Source organism: Acidovorax sp. 1608163 (genome assembly GCF_003669015.1).
Lineage (GTDB): Bacteria > Pseudomonadota > Gammaproteobacteria > Burkholderiales > Burkholderiaceae_C > Acidovorax.
In genome coordinates, this window is record NZ_CP033069.1 from 4,021,713 (window position 1) to 4,044,406 (window position 22,694).

General features: G+C 64.9%; 18 protein-coding genes and 1 pseudogene. 5 read left to right on the forward strand and 14 right to left on the reverse strand.

The window, feature by feature from the left end:
- Positions 1-11 precede the first annotated feature (11 nt).
- The 7 genes and pseudogenes from EAG14_RS17870 to EAG14_RS17900 all read right to left on the reverse strand — a co-directional run bounded on the left by EAG14_RS17870 (position 12) and on the right by EAG14_RS17900 (position 7,080).
- The gene (locus EAG14_RS17870; protein WP_162996032.1) at positions 12-431 is read right to left on the reverse strand and encodes a VOC family protein; all 420 of its coding nucleotides are present in this window, start codon (positions 429-431) and stop codon (positions 12-14) included.
- 5 nt (positions 432-436) lie between these two features.
- A complete protein-coding gene (glk, locus tag EAG14_RS17875) occupies positions 437-1,411 on the reverse strand; it encodes a glucokinase (protein ID WP_121729685.1) in 975 nt (324 codons plus the stop codon).
- A gap of 125 nt (positions 1,412-1,536) precedes the next feature.
- Positions 1,537-2,601 (reverse strand): ABC transporter ATP-binding protein, encoded by a 1,065-nt coding sequence (locus EAG14_RS17880; RefSeq protein WP_121729686.1) that lies wholly within the window; start codon positions 2,599-2,601, stop codon positions 1,537-1,539.
- Between the two features lie 14 nt (positions 2,602-2,615).
- A complete protein-coding gene (locus tag EAG14_RS17885; protein WP_121729687.1) occupies positions 2,616-3,497 on the reverse strand; it encodes a carbohydrate ABC transporter permease in 882 nt (293 codons plus the stop codon).
- Positions 3,487-4,364: pseudogene (locus EAG14_RS17890) on the reverse strand (carbohydrate ABC transporter permease). The gene EAG14_RS17885 and the pseudogene EAG14_RS17890 overlap by 11 nt, the downstream one beginning before the upstream one ends.
- A gap of 265 nt (positions 4,365-4,629) precedes the next feature.
- Positions 4,630-5,748 carry a carbohydrate porin gene (locus EAG14_RS17895; RefSeq protein ID WP_099657957.1) on the reverse strand — a complete coding sequence of 373 codons (1,119 nt, stop codon included), beginning with the start codon at positions 5,746-5,748 and terminating at the stop codon, positions 4,630-4,632.
- Positions 5,749-5,829: 81 nt separating this feature from the next.
- On the reverse strand, positions 5,830-7,080 hold the full coding sequence (locus EAG14_RS17900; RefSeq protein ID WP_099657956.1) for an ABC transporter substrate-binding protein: 1,251 nt from the start codon (positions 7,078-7,080) through the stop codon (positions 5,830-5,832).
- A gap of 168 nt (positions 7,081-7,248) precedes the next feature.
- Between EAG14_RS17900 and EAG14_RS17905 the strand changes: the two genes are divergently transcribed.
- Both EAG14_RS17905 and EAG14_RS17910 read left to right on the forward strand, forming a co-directional pair.
- Positions 7,249-7,965, forward strand: a complete 717-nt coding sequence (locus EAG14_RS17905; RefSeq protein WP_121730543.1) for a response regulator transcription factor — start codon at positions 7,249-7,251, stop codon at positions 7,963-7,965.
- Between the two features lie 147 nt (positions 7,966-8,112).
- A complete protein-coding gene (locus EAG14_RS17910) occupies positions 8,113-9,504 on the forward strand; it encodes a sensor histidine kinase (protein ID WP_121729688.1) in 1,392 nt (463 codons plus the stop codon).
- Between the two features lie 146 nt (positions 9,505-9,650).
- On the opposite strand, the gene tal is transcribed toward EAG14_RS17910, so the two are convergent.
- Entirely contained in the window at positions 9,651-10,598 is a 948-nt protein-coding gene (tal, locus tag EAG14_RS17915; protein ID WP_121729689.1) for a transaldolase, read from the reverse strand.
- 171 nt (positions 10,599-10,769) lie between these two features.
- Here tal and EAG14_RS17920 point away from each other — a divergent pair, with 171 nt between their 5' ends.
- Entirely contained in the window at positions 10,770-11,615 is an 846-nt protein-coding gene (locus EAG14_RS17920) for a MurR/RpiR family transcriptional regulator (protein ID WP_099657954.1), read from the forward strand.
- A gap of 57 nt (positions 11,616-11,672) precedes the next feature.
- Here the strand turns inward: EAG14_RS17920 and EAG14_RS17925 are convergent, their stop codons facing one another.
- Positions 11,673-13,397, reverse strand: coding sequence for a hypothetical protein (locus EAG14_RS17925; RefSeq protein WP_121729690.1), 1,725 nt, complete (start codon positions 13,395-13,397; stop codon positions 11,673-11,675).
- Positions 13,398-13,836: 439 nt separating this feature from the next.
- The gene (fabF, locus tag EAG14_RS17930; protein ID WP_121729691.1) at positions 13,837-15,123 is read right to left on the reverse strand and encodes a beta-ketoacyl-ACP synthase II; all 1,287 of its coding nucleotides are present in this window, start codon (positions 15,121-15,123) and stop codon (positions 13,837-13,839) included.
- A gap of 110 nt (positions 15,124-15,233) precedes the next feature.
- On the opposite strand from fabF, the gene EAG14_RS17935 reads away from it, so the two are divergent.
- Positions 15,234-15,911: a TetR/AcrR family transcriptional regulator gene (locus tag EAG14_RS17935; RefSeq protein ID WP_121729692.1), complete on the forward strand. Its 678-nt coding sequence runs from the start codon at positions 15,234-15,236 to the stop codon at positions 15,909-15,911.
- A 1,036-nt stretch (positions 15,912-16,947) separates the two neighbouring features.
- Positions 16,948-17,382 carry a DoxX family protein gene (locus EAG14_RS17945; RefSeq protein WP_121729694.1) on the forward strand — a complete coding sequence of 145 codons (435 nt, stop codon included), beginning with the start codon at positions 16,948-16,950 and terminating at the stop codon, positions 17,380-17,382.
- A gap of 91 nt (positions 17,383-17,473) precedes the next feature.
- Here the strand turns inward: EAG14_RS17945 and EAG14_RS17950 are convergent, their stop codons facing one another.
- The 4 genes from EAG14_RS17950 to EAG14_RS17965 form a co-directional block, all read right to left on the reverse strand.
- Positions 17,474-19,390, reverse strand: a complete 1,917-nt coding sequence (locus tag EAG14_RS17950) for a bifunctional UDP-sugar hydrolase/5'-nucleotidase (RefSeq protein ID WP_240456834.1) — start codon at positions 19,388-19,390, stop codon at positions 17,474-17,476.
- 187 nt (positions 19,391-19,577) lie between these two features.
- The gene (locus EAG14_RS17955; RefSeq protein WP_121729696.1) at positions 19,578-20,606 is read right to left on the reverse strand and encodes an ABC transporter ATP-binding protein; all 1,029 of its coding nucleotides are present in this window, start codon (positions 20,604-20,606) and stop codon (positions 19,578-19,580) included.
- Entirely contained in the window at positions 20,603-21,583 is a 981-nt protein-coding gene (locus tag EAG14_RS17960) for an ABC transporter ATP-binding protein (protein WP_099657946.1), read from the reverse strand. The genes EAG14_RS17955 and EAG14_RS17960 overlap by 4 nt, the downstream gene beginning before the upstream one ends.
- A 178-nt stretch (positions 21,584-21,761) precedes the next feature.
- Entirely contained in the window at positions 21,762-22,673 is a 912-nt protein-coding gene (locus EAG14_RS17965; protein WP_099743106.1) for an ABC transporter permease, read from the reverse strand.
- Positions 22,674-22,694 lie beyond the last annotated feature (21 nt).

Genomic DNA, 22,694 nt, shown 5'->3' on the forward strand with positions numbered 1-22,694 from the left:
GCGGCCCACACCTATATCGACTGAGGCCCCACCAACTCAATCGGCAACCCATCCGGGTCTGCCAAAAACGTGAACAGCGCGCCAGTGAACGGATCCACTCGCACGGGCTCCACCGCCACGCCGTGTTGGGCCAGCAGCGCCACACTGGCCTGCATGTCGGCCACGCGCAAGGCCAGGTGGCGCAGGCCGCAGGCCTCGGGGTAGGAGGGGCGCGGCGGCGGTGCGGGGAAGGAGAAAAGCTCCAGCTGCGTGCCGTCGGGCAGCTGCAAATCGAGCTTGTGCGACTGGCGCTCAGCACGGTAGGTTTCGTGCACCACAGGCAGGCCCAGCACCTGCGTGTAGAAGTGTTTGGAGCGGGCGTAGTCCGACGCAATGATCGCTACGTGGTGAATGCCCGCGATCTGCAACGGGCGGGGCAATGAACCCGCCACGGCGTTCACTCAGAGCCCGCGATGTCCAGGGCGCGCGCGGCGCCGTGCAATGCGGGAGTGGCCGTGGGGTCGATGATCCAGCACGGAATGCCGGCCAGGTACGACTGAAAGCGACCCTTGGACTCGAACCGCGCGCGGAAGGAGGACTGGTCGAACCATGTGCCCAGGCGCGGCACCATGCCGCCACCCAGGTACACGCCGCCCCGCGCCCCCAGCGTGAGGGCCAGGTTGCCCGCCACGCTGCCCAGAAAGCCGCAGAACAAGTCCAGCGCCTCCAACGCCAGGGCGTCGTTGGATTGCAGAGCCAGATCGGTCACCTGGGCGGCCGAGCTGATCTCTTTGCCGCCGCGCTGCGCCAGCCTGCGCAGGGCGTGGTACAGGTCTACGAGCCCGGCGCCACACACGGCGCGCTCGGCAGACACGTGGCCGTAGCGCTCTTGCAGGATGGCCAGCACATCGAACTCGCGCTGCGTTTGCGCAGCCAGCGTGACATGCCCGCCCTCGCCCGACAGCGGCACGCCGTGGCTCGCACCCGGCGGGAACACCAGGCCCGAGACCCCAAGCCCCGTGCCCGGGCCCACCAGCGCAATGGCGCTGCCTGCCACGGCCGCACCGCCGCCCACCTGGCGCAGTTGCGCGGGGGCCAGCGTGGGCAGGGCCAACGCCAGCGCGGTGAAGTCGTTGATGACCACCAGGCGCTGCAGGCCCAGCGACGCTTTCAACGCGCTTTGCGAGAAGCACCAGCTGTGGTTGGTCATGCGCACCTCGTCGCCCGTGACCGGGTTGGCAATGCCAAAGGCAGCCTCGCGCGGGGGGCGGATGTTCACCTCGGCCAGATAGGCGGCGATGGCAGCATCCACCGTGGGGAACTGGGCGCAGGGCAGCACGCGGGTGTCGTGCAGGGGGCCATCGGGCTGGTCTTGCCAGGCCAGGCGGATGTTGGTGCCGCCGATGTCGGCCAGCAGGCGCAGGGGAGTCATGCGGTACTTTAATTAAAAACGCCCTCTAGCGCTTTATCAATAAGCGCCAGCAGCTATTATTTTCATAGCAAATAAATGCCACGATTGCCACGACAGAGGGCATGCCTGCAGGCAGGCCCTGCCTGTCACGCCAAGCGATTTTCGCTGCTGGCGTCAAACCAGTGGGCGTTGGCGGGCTCTACCGCCAGGCCCACGGCGTCACCGGGCTGCACGCGGGTTTGGGCGTCGGTGCGCAGCGTGACGCTGCCTGCAGCGGTGTCCACCATCACGTAGGTGTCGGGGCCGGTGGGCTCGACCACGCTGACCTTGCCACGCCAGGGAGCGCTGTCTTGCATCACCAGGTGCTCAGGGCGCACGCCCAGCAACACTTCGTTGGCGCTCGATGCTGGTGGCGCCAGGTTCAATGCCGCACCCTGGATGCCAAACTGCCCGCCCGTGGCCGCACCGCGCAGCAAGTTCATGGTGGGCGAGCCGATGAAGGTGGCCACGTAGGTGTTGGCCGGGCGGTTGTAGATTTCGTCGGGCGTGCCCAGTTGCTGCACCACACCACCCTTCATCACGGCGATGCGCGAGCCCAGCGTCATGGCCTCGACCTGGTCGTGTGTCACGTACACGCTGGTGATGCCGCTGGCCTGGTGCAGGCGCTTGATCTCGGCGCGCATTTCCACACGCAGCTTGGCGTCGAGGTTGGACAGCGGCTCGTCGAACAGGAACAGCTGCGGCTGGCGCGCCAGCGCGCGCCCCATGGCCACACGCTGGCGCTGGCCGCCCGACAGCTGGCTGGGCCTGCGGTCCAGCAGGTGGCTGATCTGCAGCATGGCCGCCACTTCGTCGATGCGCTTTTGGCGCTCGGCCTTGGGCATCTTGCGCATCTCCAGCGCAAAGCCGATGTTGTCGGCCACGCTCAGCGTGGGGTACAGCGCGTAGCTCTGGAACACCATGGCGATGTCGCGGTCGCGCGGGGGCATGCCCACCACGTTCTTGCCGCCGATGCGGATCTCGCCTTCGGTGGGCTCATCGAGCCCGGCAATGATGTTGAGCAGCGTGGACTTGCCGCAGCCCGAGGGGCCCACCAGGATGAGGAACTCGCCGGGCGCGACGTGGATGTCCACCTTGCGCAGCACCTCCACGCTTTTGTCGCCTTTGCCAAAGCGCTTGTTGATGCCTGCAATGTCGAGGGATGACGCCATGATTTCTTACTCTCTTAACCTTTGACGGCGCCAGCCGTCAGGCCGCGCACAAAAAACTTACCGGCCAGCACATAGATCACCATCGTGGGCAAGCCCGCGATGATGGCAGCGGCCATGTCCACGTTGTAGGCCTTCACACTGCTGCTGGTGTTGGCCAGGTTGTTCAGGCCCACGGTGATGGGCTTGGAGTCAGTGCCCGAGAACACCACACCGAACAGGAAATCGTTCCAGATGTTGGTGAACTGCCAGATCAGCGTGACCATGACGATGGGCGTGGACAGCGGCAGCACGATGCGCCAGAAGATCTGGAAGAAGCTGGCGCCATCCATGCGGGCCGCGTTCACCAGTTCTTTGGGGATGGCCGCGTAGTAGTTGCGAAAGAACAGCGTGGTGCCTGCCAGGCCCGCCAGGCAGTGCACCAGCACCAGCCCGGTGATGGAGCTGGACAGCCCCAGCCAGCCCAGCACCTGGCTCATGGGCAACAGCACCACCTGGAAGGGCATGAACACGCCAAACAGCAGCAGGCCAAACAGCGTGTCGCTGCCGCGAAACTTCCACAGGCTCAGCACATAGCCATTGAGCGCGCCCCACACGGTGGAGATCATCACGGCCGGCACGGCCATGGATACCGAGTTCCAGAAGAACGGCCGCAGGCCATTGCAGTCCACCCCCGTGCAGGCACTGGACCAGGCGGTGAACCATGCAGACCAGTTCAAGCTAGCGGGCAAGGCCAGCAGCGAGGTCGATCGGATCTCTTCCGCATCTTTGAACGATGTGACCAGCATGGCATACATCGGCAGCAGGAAGAACGCCACCGCTACGGCCAAGACGCCATAGACCAGCATGCGCCCCACGGACGGAAAAACAGATGAAGGCACTGAGGGACTAGCGGTCATGGGGTTTGCTCCGCAGTTCGCTGTACAGGTAAGGAATGACCAAGGCCGCGACGGTGGCCAGCATCATGGTGGCGCTGGCCGCGCCCAGGCCAATTTGCCCGCGCGAGAACGACATGGTGTACATGAAGGTGGCAGGCACATCGGTGGCAAAGCCAGGGCCGCCTGCCGTCAGTGCCATCACCAGGTCAAAGCTCTTGATCGCCAGGTGCGACAGCACCATGAGCGTGGAGAAAAACACGGGCCTGAGCGCGGGCAGCACGATGCGCCAATAAATGCGCGGCAGCGAGGCGCCATCGACCTGCGCGGCCTTGATGATGCTGTCGTCAATGCCGCGCAGCCCGGCAAGGAACAGCGCCATGGCAAACCCGGCGCTTTGCCAGATGCCAGCGATGACCACGCAGTAGATGGCCATGTCGGTATCGACCAGCCAGCCAAATTCAAAGTTCGTGAAGCCCCAGTCACGCATCAGCTTTTCCAAGCCCATGCCGGGGTTGAGCAGCCACTTCCAGGCCGTGCCCGTCACCACAAACGACAGGGCCATGGGGTACAGGTAGATGGTGCGCAGTGCGCCTTCGGCGCGGATCTTCTGATCGAGCAGCACGGCCAGCAGCACGCCAATCAACAGCGAGCCCCCACATAGCCCACGCCAAAAATGCCCAGGTTCTTGAGCGCGACCCACCAACGGTCCATGGCCCACAGCTTGTCGTACTGCGCCAGGCCCACCCATTCGTAATTGGGCAGCATGCGCGAGGCCGAGAAGCTGAGCACCCCGTTCCACACCATGAGCCCGTAAATAAACGCGAATCCCAGCACAAAGGCTGGCGCTACCACCAGCTTGGGTAGCCAGGTTTCAAAGGAATTCTTCATTGCCTACCGAATCTCTAAAGACTTACGCAAATCGGGATGCCACATCAGCCCCACCTTGCAGCGAACGGCTTGCTTGAGCCCTGTTTTGCGAGAGCCATGTCTCTGTTGCATACACCAACGTCCAACGCGATCAGGCCAAAGACCCGATCCATTCATCCCACACGATGCTCTTTGCTCCGCATAAAAAAGGGGGTGCGCACAGAGCACCCCCCAATGAACAAAGTGTTTACCTCAGACTAACTCGCTCTCACTCTCTCACTCTCTCTTACCACCAGACCTCGTACTGCACCCCCACCAGAGTGCGCGAAGTCTTGCCACCGGCACCAAACGTCGAGGCGTTTGCCACCGCAGCAGCTTGGTTCCAATTGGCCTTGGTTACGTACAGGCGCAGCTCAGGGCGCGACCAGAAGTCTTCATTCAGTGCCAGGGCACCGGCCAGCGTGACCTTGCTCAGGCGCTGGTCAGGGCCTGTGCCCTTGCGTGTGGTGGTGGACAGCTCAGCCAAGCCCTTGAAGTTCTTGGTGAAAGCGTACGAACCACGGCCACCCAAGGAGAAGTCCTTGGTCTCCACGCCGGTGATGTCGGCCTTGTTGGTCTGGTAGCCAATCAGTGCCTGGCCCCCAAAGCGGCCAAACTGCCAGCCAATGGAGTCGGCGATGCGGGTCACGCGCTTGCCAGCCGATTTGCCGTCGATCGATTCAAACTCGCCATCGATGCGGGCATGGCCACGCGAGGCTTGCAGGAACAGGGCGTTGCTCATGCCCTTCGCAAGGAAGTCCTTCTGGTTGTGCGACACCGAAATACCGGAGCCCGAACCACCGTTGACCTGGCCCGTGCCGCTCACCGAAGTCAGCAACACCCGCAGTTGACCGCCAGGGTTGGTGTTGATTTCGGAGATGTCAGCGTTCAGGCGGCGGGCCTTCACGCCGGTGGGCAGGTTGTTGTCAAACTTGTCACCGGTGAACACGCCCAGACCCAGCTTGGCGCCGCCCAGCGAAATGTCGGTCACGCCAGCGCCCTGGTTGTCGCCGTAGTTCATCAGGAAGTTGTCCACGATGTGGACGTCCTGGATACGCAGGCGGCGCTGACCGGCCCAGAACTTGGCCTCTGGCGCAAAGTCGAAGCCGCTCATTTCCACATAGGCCTGGTCGGTGCCGACATCGCCGCTGCCCCACTTGACGGGCATGTAGTGGACCTTCCACTTGATGCCTGCAGCCTCGAACCGCTTGATCAGGTCGATTTCAATACCGTTGTCCCCCTCGTTACCCAGACGGTACTTTTGCAGCTCACCACCGAGCGCCAGGTTGCCCTTGACACCATCGGTGTGGTTGAACACGGGGCCACCCCGTGAATAACCGGTGAACTCAAAGCCTGCTACGTCCATAGCAAAGGCACCATTCGCGCATGCGGCGGCCAAAGCCACCGCCGTGAGGCGGTTTCTTGTCTTCATTTGGGGTTCTCCTGTTTACTTGTTTTTCGCGGCGGTCGCGATCTTCTTCATGGCATCGGCGACGCTGATCTTGTCGTCGTTCCAGAACTGGCTGACAGCGTCCTTGATGGCGCCTTCGGTGGCGGGCGCGATGGCCATGCCGTGGGCTACGCTGGGGACGAGACCACCGGACTTGGCGGTGTCGGTGAAGTCCTTGGCCGAGGCCTTGGCGCAGTCGTCAAACTTGTCCATCTTCTGGCCTGCACGCACCGGGATGGAGCCCTTGTTCAGGTTGAACACTTCCTGGAACTCTGGGCTCATGATGGAGCTGGCCAGATCGCTCTGCGCCTTCTGCGCGGCTGCGTCCTTGAGCTTGAACAGGATGAACGAGTCCACATTGAAGGTGTAGGCATTGGCCGAGCCAGGGGCTGCCGCGCACATGAAGTCCTTGCCGGGCTGCTTGTTGGCGGCCAGGAACTCACCCTTGGCCCAGTCGCCCATCAACTGAAAGCCCGCCTTGCCCTGGATGAGCATGGCCGTGGCCAGGTTCCAGTCGCGGCCAGGGGCAGCAGGGTCGGTGTAGCTCTTGATGCGGCGGAAGGTCTCCAGCGACTTCTTCATGGTGTCGCTGTTCAGGGCCTTGTCGTCGAGCTTGATCAGCGCGTCCTGGTAGAACTTGGCGCCACCCACACCCAGCACCACGGATTCAAATGTGGTGAAGTCTTGCCAGTTCTGGCCGCCGTGTGCCACAGGGATCAGGCCAGCGGCCTTGAGCTTGTCTGCCGCAGCAAAGAACTCGTCCCAGGTCTTGGGCATGGCGGCCACGCCAGCCTTTTTCAGGGCTTCGGAGCTGCCCCACATCCAGTTGACGCGGTGCACGTTGACCGGGGCGGCCACATAGGCGCCCTTGTACTTCATGATGTCGGCGACCACCTTGGGCAGCAGGTCATCCCACTTCTCGGCCTTGGCCAGTGAGTCCATGTTGGCCAGCACGCCTTCAGAGGCCCACTCCTGAATGGCAGGGCCCTTGGTCTGCGCCGCAGAGGGAGGGTTGCCCGAGATGACACGGCTCTTGAGCACCGTCATGGCGCTGTCGCCGCCGCCGCCGGCCACGGCAAAGTCACGCCATGTGTGGCCCTTGGCTTGCATGATCTTCTTGAGCTCGGCCGCCGACTTGGCTTCGCCGCCCGAAGTCCAGTAATGCAACACCTCCACCTCTCCCGCATGGGCAGCCACGGCTGCAGCCAGGGTGACCGCGACTGCGGCGACTTTTGTCAACTTCCACATAACCCTTGTCTCCTCGTTGTTTGCATCTGGGCTGATCGACCGGGCTGGTGCGTTCAGCGCAGTTCGTACTTTAATTACAATAATTAAAGAAATTCTCAGGGCTTTCCCTGAGGTGTGACACACAGCTGACACACGGGCACTCGCGAGGGCTTTGCTATGCTCAAACCCATGGCCACGATACTGATCGTCGAAGACGACGCCCTGCTGCTGGACGCGTTGAGCGGACAACTCAAGCAACTTAATTACAGCGTCTGTACCGCGACCAGTGTGGCGCTAGGCACAGCGTTTTTGCAGGAGCAGGCGGTGGATGGAATCATCCTGGACCTGGGCCTGCCCGACGCCGACGGGCTGGACTTGCTCACCTGGGCACGCACCCACATCGAGGGGCTGCCCGTGCTCATCCTCACCGCCCGCGACGGGGTGGACGACCGCGTGCGCGGCCTGAACGCCGGGGCCGACGACTACCTCACCAAGCCCTTCAACATGCAGGAGCTGCAGGCCCGCCTGCAGGCCATGCTGCGCCGCGCGCGCCAGCCCGCCTTCACCCAGGCGAGCAACGCCCAGGGCGGCCCCAGCACCACCATTGGCAGCCTGCACCTGGACCACAACAGCCGCATGGCCGCGCTCGATGGTGTGGCGCTGGAGCTGACCCAGCGCGAATGGGAGCTGCTGGAGCTGCTGGTGCACCGCTGCGGCGAAGTGGTGACCCGCGAAGACGTGCTCGCCGTGTGGCGCGCCAGCCCGCCCGAGCCGGGGCAAACCGCCGCCCCGCTCAACTCCAACGCGCTGGAGGTGTACGTGCACCGCCTGCGCAAGAAGCTCGACCAATCCAGCCTCAACATCCGCAACATTCGGGGGTTGGGGTACATGCTGAATAAACCGTGAAGTACCCCCTGAGGCGCTGCACGCCTTCCCCTTGAAGGGGGACGATGGCCTTTGCTGCGGGGCGGCCCTTGCTGGCCATCCTCGCGATGGCGCCGCGCCAGTGGCATCGGCAGTGGCTGCTGCGCAGCACCCCAGGTAGCCAAAACAATGCGCCAAGTCCCCGGTGTTTCGCTTCAACGCAAGCTGCTGCTGTGGCTGCTGCTGCCGCAGTTGGTGCTGTGGTTGTCGGGTGGTTTTTTGGCGTGGCGGATTGCGCTGCAGAACGGCGAGAAGGGCATTGACCAGACGCTGACGCAGTCGGTGCGGGCGCTGGCGCGGCAGATCAAGCCCATTGGGGATGGGCTGCTGGTGGATTTTCCGAAGGCCGCGCAGGACATCCTGGAGCAAGACCCGGCCGACCGCATCACCTACATGGTGTCGTCTCCGCCCGGGCGGTTTTTGTTGGGCAATGCACAGCTGCCCCCGCCACCGCCAGTCAACGTGTTGGTGGACGAGCCGTTTCTCTACCACGCCCGGGTAGACGACCGCCCGGTGCGCGTGGCCCTGCTGGACGTGAACTACGGCACGGGCCCCACGCGCCAGAGCCTGCGCGTGCAGGTGGCGCAGAGCCTGACAGTGCGCGAGCGCATCGCGCATGAGCTGCTGGAGCAACTGCTGCTGCCCATGGGCATGATGGGCCTGGTGCTGAGCGCGCTGGTGTATGCCGGGGTGCTGCGCGGGCTGCAGCCCTTGAAGCGGCTGGAGGCGCAGATCAAACGCGCGGGCAAGCGCAACCACAACCCGGCCAACCCCTTGCCACCCATCGAGCTGACATCGGCCCCGCAAGAGGTCTATTCGCTGGCCAGCACCATCAACGGCCTGCTCGAAGCCGTGGCGCGCGGCCAGCAAAAGGAAAAGCGCTTTTTGAACGATGCCGCGCACCAGCTGCGCACGCCCCTGGCGGGCCTCATCGGCCAGACCGAGCTGGCCCTGCACGAAAGCCACGAGCCAGAAGTGCGCGAGCGGCTGCAGAAGGTGCTGTCGGCCGCAGAGCGCAGCGCCCACCTGGTGCACCAGCTGCTGCAGCTGGCCCGCTCTGAAAGCAGTGTGGTCATGGAGCCCCTGAACCTGCCGCAACTGGCCTGCGAGGTGGCCCGCGACTGGACGGCCAAGGCCCTGGCGGCGGGCATTGACCTGGGTTACGAAGGCGAGGAGCACCTGAACGTGCTGGGCCACCCCTTGCTGCTGCGCGAGGCGCTGAACAACCTGATCGACAACGCCCTGCACTACGCCGGGCATGGCGCCACTGTCACGGTGCGGGTGTACATCACCGCGCCGGGCATGGCCGCGCTGGTGGTGGAGGACGATGGGCCGGGCGTGCCAGCGGCCCACCTGGGGGATCTGTTCGCACGCTTTTGGCGCGGCTCAGACAAGCCCGGTGGCTGCGGGCTGGGCCTGTCGATTGTGGAAGAAATTGCGCTGCGCCACGGTGGCGAGACGGTGGCGGAAACGGCAGGCCCCCATGGGCTACGGGTCGGGCTGCGCCTGCCGCTGGCGTGAGCGCCAGCCAAGCAGCGCCCCCGCAGCCAAGCCCAAAACGCTATCAATTCAATAGCTGCCAGCACTTGTATTTATTGCACTAGCGCACAAAAAATGCCCAAAGCAAACCCACCAGCCCCTGCGCAAGGGGCTGGTGGCCCTGGCCCTCACAGCGCCAGGATCAGCTTTTCCAGCTTGACCGCATCCACCGCAAACGCACGAATGCCCTCGGCCAGCTTCTCGGTGGCCATGGCGTCTTCGTTCAGCGCGTAGCGGAAACCGGCTTCGTCGTAGTTCACCGCAGGCAGGTCCATCGCCCGGGCTTCGTCGGCGTTCAGGGCGCGCTGCAGCGGGGCATCGCTCGCGGCCAGCTGGGCCAGCAGCTCGGGCGCAATGGTCAGCAGGTCGCAGCCTGCCAGGGCCGTGATCTGACCCACGTTACGGAAGCTCGCACCCATCACCTCGGTGGCAATGCCAAAGCGCTTGTAGTGGTTGTAGATCTGCGTGACCGACTGCACGCCGGGGTCGTTGGCACCGGCGCGCGCCGCTTCGTCCCAGCTGGCCCCCGCCTGCTTTTTGTACCAGTCGTAAATGCGGCCCACGAAGGGCGAGATCAGCTGCACCTTGGCCTGGCCGCAAGCCACGGCCTGGGCAAACGAGAACAGCAGCGTGAGGTTGGTGTGGATGCCCTTGCGCTCCAGTTGCTCGGCCGCCTGGATGCCTTCCCAGGTCGCGGCGATCTTGATGAGCACGCGGTCGATGTGGATGCCTTCTGCCTGGTACAGCTCAATGATGCGCTCGGCACGGGTCACGGTGGCGCTGGCGTCAAAGCTCAGGCGCGCATCCACTTCGGTCGACACACGGCCGGGCACCGTGGCCAGGATTTCGCAGCCAAAACGCACCAGCAGGCGGTCAATGATTTCGTCCATCGGCCGGCCCTTGAACTTCGCCACGGTGTCTTGCAGCAGCGGGGCGTACTCGGGCTTTTGCACGGCCTTCAAGATCAGCGACGGGTTGGTGGTGGCGTCTTGCGGGCGGAACTGCGCCAGCTGCTTGAAGTCGCCGGTATCGGCAACCACGGTGGTGAACTGTTTGAGGGCGTCGAGCTGATTCATGGCGTAAGTCTCATGGGAGAACAGTGGACAAGCAGGCCCCGCCGCCAGATCGCCTGGCTGGCGCGGCCACCGCAACCCGCAAGTGTAGACGGCTTGTTACTGCCATGGCCCCGAAGGTGAAACCGAGTTACATTGCGGTTACCTCGTTTTCGTTTTTTCTGTGGAACTGACATGCTCGAACGCATCACCGCATCCCTGAGTTCCCTGGCCCCTGCCGAGCAGAGAGTGGCCAAGCTGGTGCTGACCGACCCCCGTGCCTTTGCCCGCCTGCCCGTGCGCGAGCTGGCCGAACGCGCCCACGTGAGCAAGCCCACCGTGGTGCGCTTTTGCCGCAGCATGGGCTACGACGGGCTGGCGGACTTCAAGCTCAAGCTGGCAGGCAGCGTGAGCGAAGGTGTGCCCTTCATCCACCGCAGCGTGGACGTGGACGACAAGACGGGCGACGTGCTGGTGAAGGTGGTGGACAACGCCGTGGCCGCCTTCTTGCAATACCGCAATGCCGCCAGCACCGTGGCGCTGGAGCGCGCGGCCGAGGCCATTGCCAACACCTGGAAAAAAGGCAAGCGCATCGAGTTCTACGGCGTGGGCAACTCGGGCATCGTGGCGCAAGACGCGCAACACAAGTTCTTTCGCCTGGGCGTCACATCGATTGCCACCAGCGACGGCCACATGCAGGTGATGAGCGCCACGCTGCTGGGCCCGGGCGACTGCGCGGTGATCATCTCCAACTCGGGCCGCACCCGCGACCTGATGGACGCCGCCGACATCGCCCGCAAGAACGGCGCCACAACCATCGCCATCACCGCCAGCGGCTCGCCCCTGGCCAGCACCTGCCACATCCACCTGGCCGCCGACCACCCCGAGGGCTACGACCGCTACAGCCCCATGGTTTCGCGCCTGATGCACCTGCTCATCATCGACGTGCTGGCCACCTGCGTGGCACTGCGCATTGGTGGATCGTTGCAGCCCATCCTGCAACAGATGAAAGAAAACCTGCGGGCCAAGCGCTACGCCTGACCCGGCGGCCCTGGCACACACAGCCCAGGCATCGGTGGCGCGGCCAACTCCGCCCGATCAGAAGGTGATGGTGGCGGAGCATGTGGAGTTACACATGCTGCAATGCGCAGCACCGCCAGGGCAGCTGGTCTCGTTGGCGTTGTTGCCATCGTCGCAAACCTCGCCGGCTTCCACAATGCCGTTGCCGCACATGGCCGGCACGACCACCGGCGTGATGGGCACCCAAGTGCAGGACGAGCTGCACACATTGCAGGAGGCGCCGCCGCCGGGGCAACTGGTTTCGGTGAATGTGTTGCCGTCATCGCAGGCTTCGCCACTCTCCACAATGCCGTTGCCGCACACTGCAGGCACGACCACCGGGGTGATGGGCACCCAAGTGCAGGAGGCGCTGCACACATTGCACGAGGTGGCGCCACCAGAGCAACTGGTTTCAGTAACGGTATTGCCGTCGTCGCAGGCTTCACCACTCTCCACAATGCCGTTGCCGCACACGGGCGGAGTGACCACCGGGCCAATGGGCACCAGCGTGCAGGTAGCGCTGCAGATGGTGCAGTTCGTCGCGCCGCCAGGGCACGTGGTTTCCGTGACGGTATTCCCGTCGTCACAGGCCTCGCCAGCCTCCAAGATGCCATTGCCGCAAGAGGCCGAAACCAAAGGGGCCACAGCAAGCCTTGCAATGCTCCAGCTGCCCGGCTTGTAGCGATTGCTTGCGCGGTATTCCCACTGAAAGTTTCCGGGTGTCGTGGGCGCGCCCAAAGCGAAGCTGCCGTCGGACTGCACGGTCAGCGACGTACCCGCCAAAGGCACCGACCCGCCTACAGCCACCGTGGTCGTGGAGCCCGCCACGCGAATCTCACGCACCTGCATGGCAGGGCTACCCAGGCTGTCGTTGGTCAGCAGCCCGGGGGCCGCGACCGACAGGGGAGTCCCCACGGTCGCATTGAAAGGCCCATCGTCTTGCGTCGCACCGTCACGGATGCCCAGGTCCACGTCATAGCGCAGATGCAGCGTCGTGCCGTCCAGTTGCACGTACACCGCTGACAACTGCAATGGCCCGGACGCTGCGCTGCTGGCCACCGCAGGCGTGCTGCCCCAATCGGCCGGGGCACCGTCCCGCACGATGGCAGACCATGCCACCCCCACCACGAGCAGCAGGCACAGCCCGGCCCCAGACGCTGTCCACCGCCGCAGCCGCGCCGACCGTTGAGTGGCCCAGCCCAGCAAAGCCGCCAAAGCCACCACCCCGCCAAGCCCCAGCGCAGGCACGGCCACGGCCCCTGGTGCGGCCAGCAACAGCACACCGCCCGTGCCACCCCCACTGGCCGACAGCAAGGCGGTTGGCGCCATGCTGCCGTCGTTGGTGCTGGCCGCAAAGCCCATGCGCAGTGACGACGCTGGCGCCAGCAACTGGGCGTAGCTTTCAACCACATCCACTTGCGCCCCTGCGGCGGCCACACCCAACGACCACCGCAGCGGTGATGCAGGAACAAAGCTGGCGTCCGCCACCAGCACGCCCCCCTGGCAGATTTCGCGCGATACATCCCCCACGGGGTCGGTGGCACTCAGGTCCACTCGCGTCACCGATGCCATGTCGGCCCCCGTGAACACCCCTGCGGCGGTCGTCACCGTGCAGCCCGTGGCCGGGTTGTTGTCGCTGTCGATCAACGTGCGCAACTCCATCACCGTTTGTGCATGCGCCGCCCCCAACCCCAAACACAACACCAGAAACAACACCCAGACAGAACGAAACGGGCGACTCAAAGCGGCGGCTGCAGCAAACATGGGAAGAGGCATGGAGGGGCAAAAGGAAGATTGAGCCGGTGCCCAAAAGACACCTGGCTCCAAGGCACGCCCCGACGCACGCATCGCGGACGGCGGCGCATCATACAAACAGCTGCGGGCTTTGCAAAACCTTCAATGCGCAAGCGCGCAGCCCGCAGATGCGGGCAACCGTCAACACATCTTTAACTCGCCCAAATGCCTGCAAGGCATGGCACGACCCACCGCATAAAAGCGCGCCCCACCTGTGCGGTGGGGCCACCCAACCTAAGGCGACGCTGAACAAGTCCCCGCGATGCGGCGCGCTCTGCCTGGGGATGGGCAGCAAGGCGCAAACCACAGCAATAGCTACAGCTATTGCGAGGATTTGCAACGCCGCAGACCGCCTCAGGGAGAGATGCGCAGCGCGCGAGGGACTTGTTCAGCGTTGCCCTAAGCCGCCTCAGGCCCAACGCTTGAGCACCAGCGTCGCATTCACCCCGCCAAACCCAAAGCCATTGAGCATGGCGTGCTGCAGCGCCATTTTTCGGGGGTGCAGGGCCACCATGTCCAGCCCCTCGGCCAGGTCGTCGGGTTGCTGCAGGTTCAGCGTGCCCGGCACCACCTGGTCGCGCAGGGCAAGGGTGGTGAAGATGGCGGCCACAGCGCCTGCAGCGCCCAGCAAGTGCCCGGTGGCCGATTTGGTGGAGGCGATGGCCACCGACTTGTCCGTGCCAAACACGCGCCGAATGGCGGCCAGCTCGCCCCGGTCGCCCACGTAGGTGGAGGTGGCGTGCGCGTTCAGATGCTGCACTTCGCTGGCCTCCAGGCCCGCCTGGGCCAGGGCAACTTCCATGCTGCGGCGGGCGCCGTCGCCATCTTCCGGGCCGGAGGTGATGTGGTACGCATCGGCGGAGGTGCCGTAGCCCACCACCTCCGCCAGGGGCGTGGCACCGCGTGCCAGGGCATGCTCCAGCGATTCAAGCACCAGCATGCCGGCGCCCTCCCCCATCACAAAGCCATCGCGCGCGGCATCAAAGGGGCGCGAAGCCTGCTCGGGGTGTTCTGCGAAGCCTGTGGACAAGGCCTTGGCTGCGGCAAAGCCGCCCAGGCTCACACGGTCGATGGCGGCCTCGGTGCCGCCGCACACGGCCACATCGGCCTCGCCGCAACGGATCATCCGCGCCGCATCGCCAATGGCCTGCACGCTGGCGGCGCAAGCCGTCACCGGCGCGCCCATCGGCCCCTTGAGGCTGTGGCGGATGGACACATGGCCTGCCGCCAGGTTGACCAAAAACGACGGCACGGTGAACGGCGACAGGCGCTGCGGCCCACGGGTATCGGTGGTGCGCACGGCCTCGGCAATGGCGCCAAAGCCGCCGATGCCCGAGGCAATCACGGTGGCGGTGCGCGCCTGCGACCGCGCATCCGCAGGTGCCCAGCCCGCCTGGGCCAAGGCCTGCTGCGCAGCGCCCAGGGCAAAGGGAATGAAACGGTCCATCTTGCGCTGGTCCTTGGGGGTGGCTGCGGTGTCCGGGTCCCACCCACCCTCGGGGTCCTCGGCCAGCGTGGGCACGGTGCCCGCCACTTTGGCGGCCATGCCGTCCACCACCGCATCCGGCAAGCGGCGCAGGCCCGATACGCCCTGCAGCAGGCGCCGCCAGGCCAATTCCACGCCGCAGCCCAGCGGCGATACCAACCCCATTCCGGTGATCACCACGCGTTGCACTTTGCCATCCACATTCGCCATTGCCAGTCCTTGGTTTTCAACACAGCACGAAGCCATGCTTTTATGATTGCGTCCGTCATCATAAGTGGATCAGCGTCTTTTGCGCAAACCCATCATCAAAAGAAGATTCCATGAAAGTCACGAAATCGCAGTCTGCAGAAAACCGCCAAGGCATCCTGGACGCCGCAGCCCGGCTGTACCGCGAGCGTGGCTTGACGGGCGTGGGGGTGGCCGACATCACCCGCGATGCCGGGCTGACCCACGGCGGCCTGTACCGCCACTTTGAGAACAAGGACGCCCTGGTGCGCGAAGCCTGCGCGCGCGCCTTCGACTGGTCCATCGCGCCCCTGGACGGCATGGACGACAGCGACAAGGAAGTGCCGACAAAGCTCGCCGCCAAGGTGGCCAGCTACCTGTCGCCCCAGCACCGCGACCACCCCGGCGAAGGCTGCCCCGCTGCCGCCCTGGCCGTGGACGCCGCACGCGCAGGCAGCGAGCTGTCGGAGGTGTTTGCCCATGGCATCGAGCGCAACATCCAACGCTTTGCCCGTGTGATTGAAGGCCTGGAGCAAGGCAACCCCACCCCCGAGAGCCGCGCACGCGCCACCCACATGCTGGCCACCATGGTCGGCGGCCTGGTACTGGCCCGCGCCACCGTGGCCGCCAACCCCGCGCTTTCCGACAACATCCTGGCCACCCTGCGCGAGCACCTGACTCCGCCCACCGAAGCCCCCGCACCCAAAACCCGAAAAAGCCGCAGTGGTGTGGCTACCCATGGCAGCGCCCGAAGCAAAGCCAAAGGGAAGTGATGCCTTTTAGGTCGAAGACCCTTATTTATAAAGCGCTGGCAGCTATGCAATTAATAGCAAACGCATGTAGTTCCCCAACCCGTTCGGGCTGAGCCCGTCGAAGCTGGGGCTTGTGGGTCGATCTGGCGGTGTGCCTTGGCATGGGGCGGGAGCCGGGAAGTGCGCCCGGCGGCGCAGTAACTTTCTTTTGCTTCGCCAAAAGAAAGTGAGCAAAGAAAAGGCGACCCCAAGTCTGCGACCCCTGCGCTGCGCTTCGGGGCAAACCTGCGTCGGTGCGGTTGCGGGGTGCGCTGCGGAACTCACTGCGCGCCTGGGGCGCTCCGTTCAAACAGCCGCAGCGAGTCAGATGACGAAGCATGGGCGCTTCGACGCCCATGCCACCCCGCAACCGCCCCGCCGCAGGCGCAGCCTCAGGGGGTGGATAGCCAAACAGCCGAACATCCCAACAGCCACACGGGTCGTCGCTGCGCTCGACCCGGTCAGTGCTGCGCCCAGCGCGAGGCGCTTGCGCCCGCGAAGTAGGGCCGAGCAACGCGATGGCCCGTGTGGATGTTGGTTTCCCATCCCCTCTGTATGCGCCGAGGAGCGCAGCGGCCAGCGGATCAGGGCTCGCGACTGTTTGAGCGCAGCGAGTTTGAGCGAGACCCCGCTGGACGCGAGCACCGCAGGTTGCCCCAGCGCGCAGCGCTGGGGACGCAGACAGTGGGGTCGCCTTCTTTTGCCTTCTTTTCTTGGCGACGCAAGAAAAGAAGGTGCCCCGCCGGGGGCACATCCCGGCACCCGCCCTTAGCAAAGGCATGTATCCAAACCAGCCCACAAGCCCAGGCTTCGACAAGCTCAGCCCGAACGGGGGAGGGAGCCAAGGCAATCACTACAAATTCCATAGCTGCCAACGCTTATCCAGCAGGCGCCAGCCAACATTCCGATCAAAGCCCCGCCCTCACCTTCCAAAACCTGTGCGCAAACGCACATCCCCCCAAGACCACATCCAGCGAAACTACAAGTCTTCCAACACATTCAGCGCAAGGGACGCACCATGAACACCCAACACATCGCCATGCCACCCGCCACCCCGAACACCGACGACGCCGGCAAGCTCGTGCTGCGTGTCGCCATCGGCCTGCTCGTGCTGCTGCACGGCATCTTCAAAATCACGCACGGCGTGGGCTTCATCGGCGGCATGCTCGACAAAGCGGGCCTGCCCGGCTTCCTGGCCTATGGCGTGTACATCGGTGAAGTGGTGGCGCCCCTGATGATGCTGCTGGGCGTGGGCGCCCGCGCCGGGGCGGCCATTGTGGTGGCCAACATGCTGGTGGCCCTGGGCCTGGTGCACATGGGCGACCTGTTCGTCATCACCAAACAAGGCGGCTGGGCACTGGAGCTGCAGGGCCTGTACCTGTTCGGCGCACTGGCCGTGGCCCTGCTCGGCGCAGGCCGCTACAGCGTGATGCAACCCAGCCGCGTGAACTGAATACGCTACGTTTTTAATAGCTGCTAGCGCTTATTTAATAAGCGCTAGCAGGCCATTTCACTTCAAAAATACAAACCCGACGCCAACCCACTCAATTGGCAAAGCTCTTGGTGCTGTACAGCTCCACGGGCAAGCGCTTGAGGGTGGGCAGGCCCGTAGCGGCATCCTTGGCCTGCTTGTCGATGTAGCTGAAGAACACATCGGCATCGAGCACGCCAATGTCCAGGCGGCGCGCAGCGGGCACGGCGGCCAGGGTCTTGTAGCCATCACCGCCGGTGGCGTTGAAGCTCAGCACAAACAGCTTGTAGGTCTTGGCCAGGTCGATCGCCGCCCACACGCCGGTGGTGGGGTTGCGCACTTCGATGTTGCTGGCGCGCGCGCCCTTGGTGGCCTTGGCGTTCACGTCAAAGCGCAGGCCGCCGGTGTACGGATACGGGCCGGTGGAGCCGCCGGTGCCAAAGGTGGCTTCCAGGCCGTCTTCGAGCATGCCCTTCACTTCTTGCCCCGTCACATCCAGGCGGAACAGCATGTTGCCAAACGGCAGCACCTGGATGATCTGCGCTGCAGTCACCGTGCCTTGCAGCGGGATGCGCACACCGCCGCCGCTTTGCAGGCTGATGTCGGCCCCGCCGTACTGGGCGTTGGCCACCTCTAGGTAGGCCTGGGCCACCAGTTGCTGGATGTCGCCACCGCGCAGGCTCACGCTGCCTTCGGCCGTGCAGGCGGCGCTGGAGCGGCTGTAGTCCACCGAGCCCACCCCGCCCGGCACGCGGCGCGAGCACAGCTCTTGCGGCACCACGGCGGCCTGGGTTTGGTTGAACACGGCGACCTTGTCTTTGAACGGCTGCAGCGCGGCCGTGGCGCTGGCCGCAGGCTGAGTAATGCGCAAGAAGCCCGTGGCAGCCGCGCTGGCCTTGAGGGCGGTTTTCTCCGCATCGGTCGCGGCCTTGCCGCCGATGGTGAAGTTGTCGCCAATCAGCACATGCGGCGTGCCCTTGCATTGGCTGACGTTGCCCTGCGCATCAAAGCTCACCTTCAGCTCGCCCACCACCTGGGCATATTCCCACGCCTGCACCACGCACACGGGCTTGCCATCCTTGTCGGTGAGCTGGGTGGGGTAGGCACCGCCGGGCGTGCCCACGCCCGTGGTCGTCAGGCCCACGGGGCCGAGCAGGGTGTGCGAATCCGCGCCCACCACCACGTCCACGCCGCTGAGCTTGGGCGCAATCTGCAGGTCGTACTCGTAGCCCACATGGCTCATGACGATGATCTTGTTGATGCCCTGACCGCGCAGGCGGTCGATCTCGCGCTGGGCGGCGGTGGTTTCGTCTTCAAAGGTGGTGTCCGCGTCGGGGCTGGACGAGGCCTTGGTCTTTTGCGCAATGGTCAGGCCCACGATGCCGATCTTTTGCCCACCGCGCTCGACCACGGTGGAGGGGCTGACGTAGCCCGGCGCGCGGCTGGCGTTGAGGGCCGAGTTGGCACCGAACTGCACGTTGGCGCTGAGCACGGGCGTCTTGCAAGTGCCTTTGCGCAGCAGGTCGATAAAGCCCTTGAGGCCGCTGTCGCCCTTGTCAAACTCGTGGTTGCCCAGCGTGAAGGCATCAAAGCACACAGTGTTCATCAGCGCGGCATCGGCCTCGCCATTGGCCCCAGCGCGGTTGAAGTACAGCGTGCCCGTCAGCGCATCGCCCGCGTGCAGCTTGAGCACGTTGGTGCTCTGCGCCGCCAGTTCGCCGATGGCGGCCGTGACACGGGGGAAGCCCGCAGCGTCCACCGCCACGTCCACCGCGCTGGCGCCACCGGCCGAGAGTTTGAGGGTTTTGGACTTGCTCTCCAGCGTGGAGTGGTGGTCGTTGATGTGCAGGATGGTCAGCTCCAGCGGCTGGCCCGCATCGTCACTGCCCGAGCCACCGCACGCCACCAAGGCCCCGGCCACGGCCAGTGCCAGCGCGCCCATGCGCAACCCACGTCCTGCGCTCCACTGCTTTACCCACATCGTTGTCATCGCAAATCCCTCTGTATCGGTTCAACCAAACGGCGATGGTGGGAGGTGTGCATGACAGGGCGATGAAACCCGGGGCCGGTGCGGTGCCCAAAACAAACAGGCTCCCGAGGGAGCCTGTTTTGAACCAAATTGGCCTCTAGCGCCTTATAAATAAGCGCTAGCAGCTACGCATTTGATAGCAATCACTTCAAATGCGCCCCTCTTCCACCGCATGGCATGCAATGCGGATGCCGCCAATGCTCAGCAGCTGGGGCCGCTCGCTGCGGCAGCGGTCGTTGACATGCGGGCAGCGGGGGTTGAAGGCACAGCCGGGGGGCGGGTTCAGGGGGTTGGGCACCTCGCCCTGCACGGGGGTGCGGGCCTTGCCGGTGTCGTGCATCTTGGGAATGGCATCGAGCAGCATCCGCGTGTAGGGGTGGCGGGGCGTATCGAACAGCGTGTGCTTGTCGGCCAGCTCCACCAGTCGGCCCAGGTACATCACGCCGACCTGATCGCTCACATGGCGTACCACGGCCAGGTTGTGGCTGATGAACAGGTAGGTGAGTTGCCGCTGGCGCTGCAGGTCCTTCATGATGTTGAGCACCTGGGCCTGCACCGACACATCGAGCGCGCTGGTGGGCTCGTCGCACACCAAAAACTCAGGCTCGGTGGCCAGGGCGCGCGCGATGGAGATGCGCTGGCGCTGCCCGCCCGAGAACTGGTGCGGGTACTTGACCATGTCCAGCGGCGACAGGCCCACCGACTGCAGCAGCTCGCCCACGCGTTGCTTGAGCTCGGCCTTGTCGGTGATGAGGCCGTGCTCTTTCAGCGGCTCGCCAATGATGTCCTCCACCAGCCAGCGGGGGTTCAGGCTGGCGTAGGGGTCTTGAAAAATCATCTGGATGCGGCGGCGCATGGCCTTGGCATCGCTGCCCTTGAAGGCGGCATGGGCGTCTTGCCCGTCAAACGTGAGGCCGCCGCGCGTGGGGTCGTACAGGCCCACCAGCAGGCGGGCCACGGTGCTCTTGCCGCAGCCGGATTCGCCCACCAGGGCCAGCGTCTTGCCCTTTTCGATCTCGAAGCTCACGCCGTCCACAGCATGCAGCAGCGTGCGGGGCTTGCCCTCCAGCACGCGGTTGAGCCAGGGCGCAGAGACGTCGAAGGTCTTGGCTAGGTCGTGCGCCTGCACCAGGGGCTTTTGACCGGCGTGGGGCGTGGGGTTCACGGCGCTGCTCATGCGGCCACCTTGGTGTTGTCAGCAGCGTGCAGCCAGCAGGCAGCGCGGGTGTTTCCGGCACTCATCAGGTCGGGGCGTTCGGTCATGCAGCGGTCAAAGGTTTGGGGGCAGCGCGGGTTGTAGGCGCAGCCCTTGGGAATGGCGTTCAGGCGCGGCATGGCACCGTCGATCTGGTTCAGGCGCTCGCGGTCTTGCTCCATGTCGGGGATGGAGGCCATGAGGCCGCTGGTGTAGGGGTGCGATGGCTTGTTGATCACGTCATGCACCGGGCCAATCTCGGCCACGCGCCCGGCGTACAGCACGGCCACGCGGTCGCAGGTCTCGGCGATCACGCCCATGTCGTGCGTGATGAGCATGACGGCTGCACCACGCGATTTGCAGATGTTTTTCAGCAGCGTGATGATCTGCGCCTGGATGGACACATCCAGCGCCGTGGTGGGCTCGTCGGCCACGATGAGCTTGGGCTCGGCCGCCAGGGCCAGGGCAATCACCACGCGCTGGCGCATGCCGCCCGAGAACTGGTGCGGGTAGTGGTCAATGCGCGCCTCGGCCGCCGGAATGCCGGTGTCCTTGAGCAGCTGGATGGCGCGCTGGCGAGCTTCTGCCGCATTCACGGGCAGGTGGGCCAGGATGGTTTCCGTCAACTGGCGGCCCACGGTGTACAGCGGGTTCAGCGAGGTGAGCGGGTCTTGAAAAATGGCCCCGATGCGCCGGCCACGGATGTGGCGCATTTCATCGTTGCTGAGGTTGTCGATGCGCTGGCCTTCCAGCAGGATCTGGCCCGAGGCCACGCGGCCTGGAGGCTCGAGCAGGCCGATGATGGCTGCGCCGGTGAGCGACTTGCCCGCGCCCGATTCACCCACCACGCCCAGGATCTCGCCGGGTGCGATGGAGAAGGAAATGTCGTCCAGAGCGCGCAGGGTGCCGCGACGGCTCGGGAATTCGACAACGAGGTTTTTGACTTCTAGGAGGGACATATCAGTGATTCACAGTGCTGTGCGCTGCACGCGGTGGATGGAACGGGCACGGTTCGGGCCAGCGGCCACCGTGCAAGGGCCGCCCCGCCGCACGGGTGGCGTCCCCCTTCCGCATCGCACAGCGATGCCAGAGAAGGGGGAAGCGGCGCAGCCGCTCAGGGGGTTGTTCTCCATATCTTCAACGCAGGCGGGGGTTCAAGGCGTCACGCAACCAGTCGCCCAACAAATTCACGGAAAGAGCAATCAGCACCAGCATGGCACCGGGGAACACGGTGATCCACCACTCGCCAGAGAACAGGTAGTCGTTACCGATGCGGATGAGCGTGCCCAGCGAAGGGGATGTGGGCGGTGCGCCCACGCCCAGGAAGGACAGCGTGGCCTCGGTAATGATGGCCGTGGCCACCTGGATGGTGGCCAGCACCATGACCGGGCCCAACACGTTGGGCAGCACGTGCTTGCGCATGATGCGCAGCGAAGACACGCCGGTGACGCGGGCGGCCTGCACGTATTCCTTGTTGCGCTCGACCAGCGTGGAGCCACGCACGGTGCGCGCGTATTGCACCCAGCCGGTGAGCGAGATGGACAAGATCAGCACGCCGAAGGCCAAGGACTCGTGCGCATTGGGGAACAGCGCCCGGCCCACACCGGCAATCAGCAAGGCCACCAGGATGGCGGGGAAGGACAGCATCACATCGCACAGGCGCATGAGCACAGCATCGATCCAGCCGCCCCGAAAGCCCGCCAGCAGGCCCAAAGCCACGCCCACCACCACCGACAGCAGCACCGAGGCCAGGCCCACCACCAGCGAGATGCGGGCGCCGTAGATCAGCGCAGAGAGGATGTCACGGCCCTGGTCGTCGGTGCCCAGCAGGTACTTGGTGGTGCCGTGTTCGCTCCAGGCCGGAGGCAGACGGGCATCGCCCAGCTCCAGCGTGGCCAGGTCAAACGGGTTGTGCGGCGCCACCCAGCCCGCAAAGACGGAGCAGACCACGCACACCAGGGCAATGAAGGCGGCCACCATCGCCATGGGCGATGTGCGGAAGCTGTAGCCAACGTCGCTGTCGAGCCAGCGGGCAAGTGTTTTTTTCATCGTAGAAACCAGAGACATCCG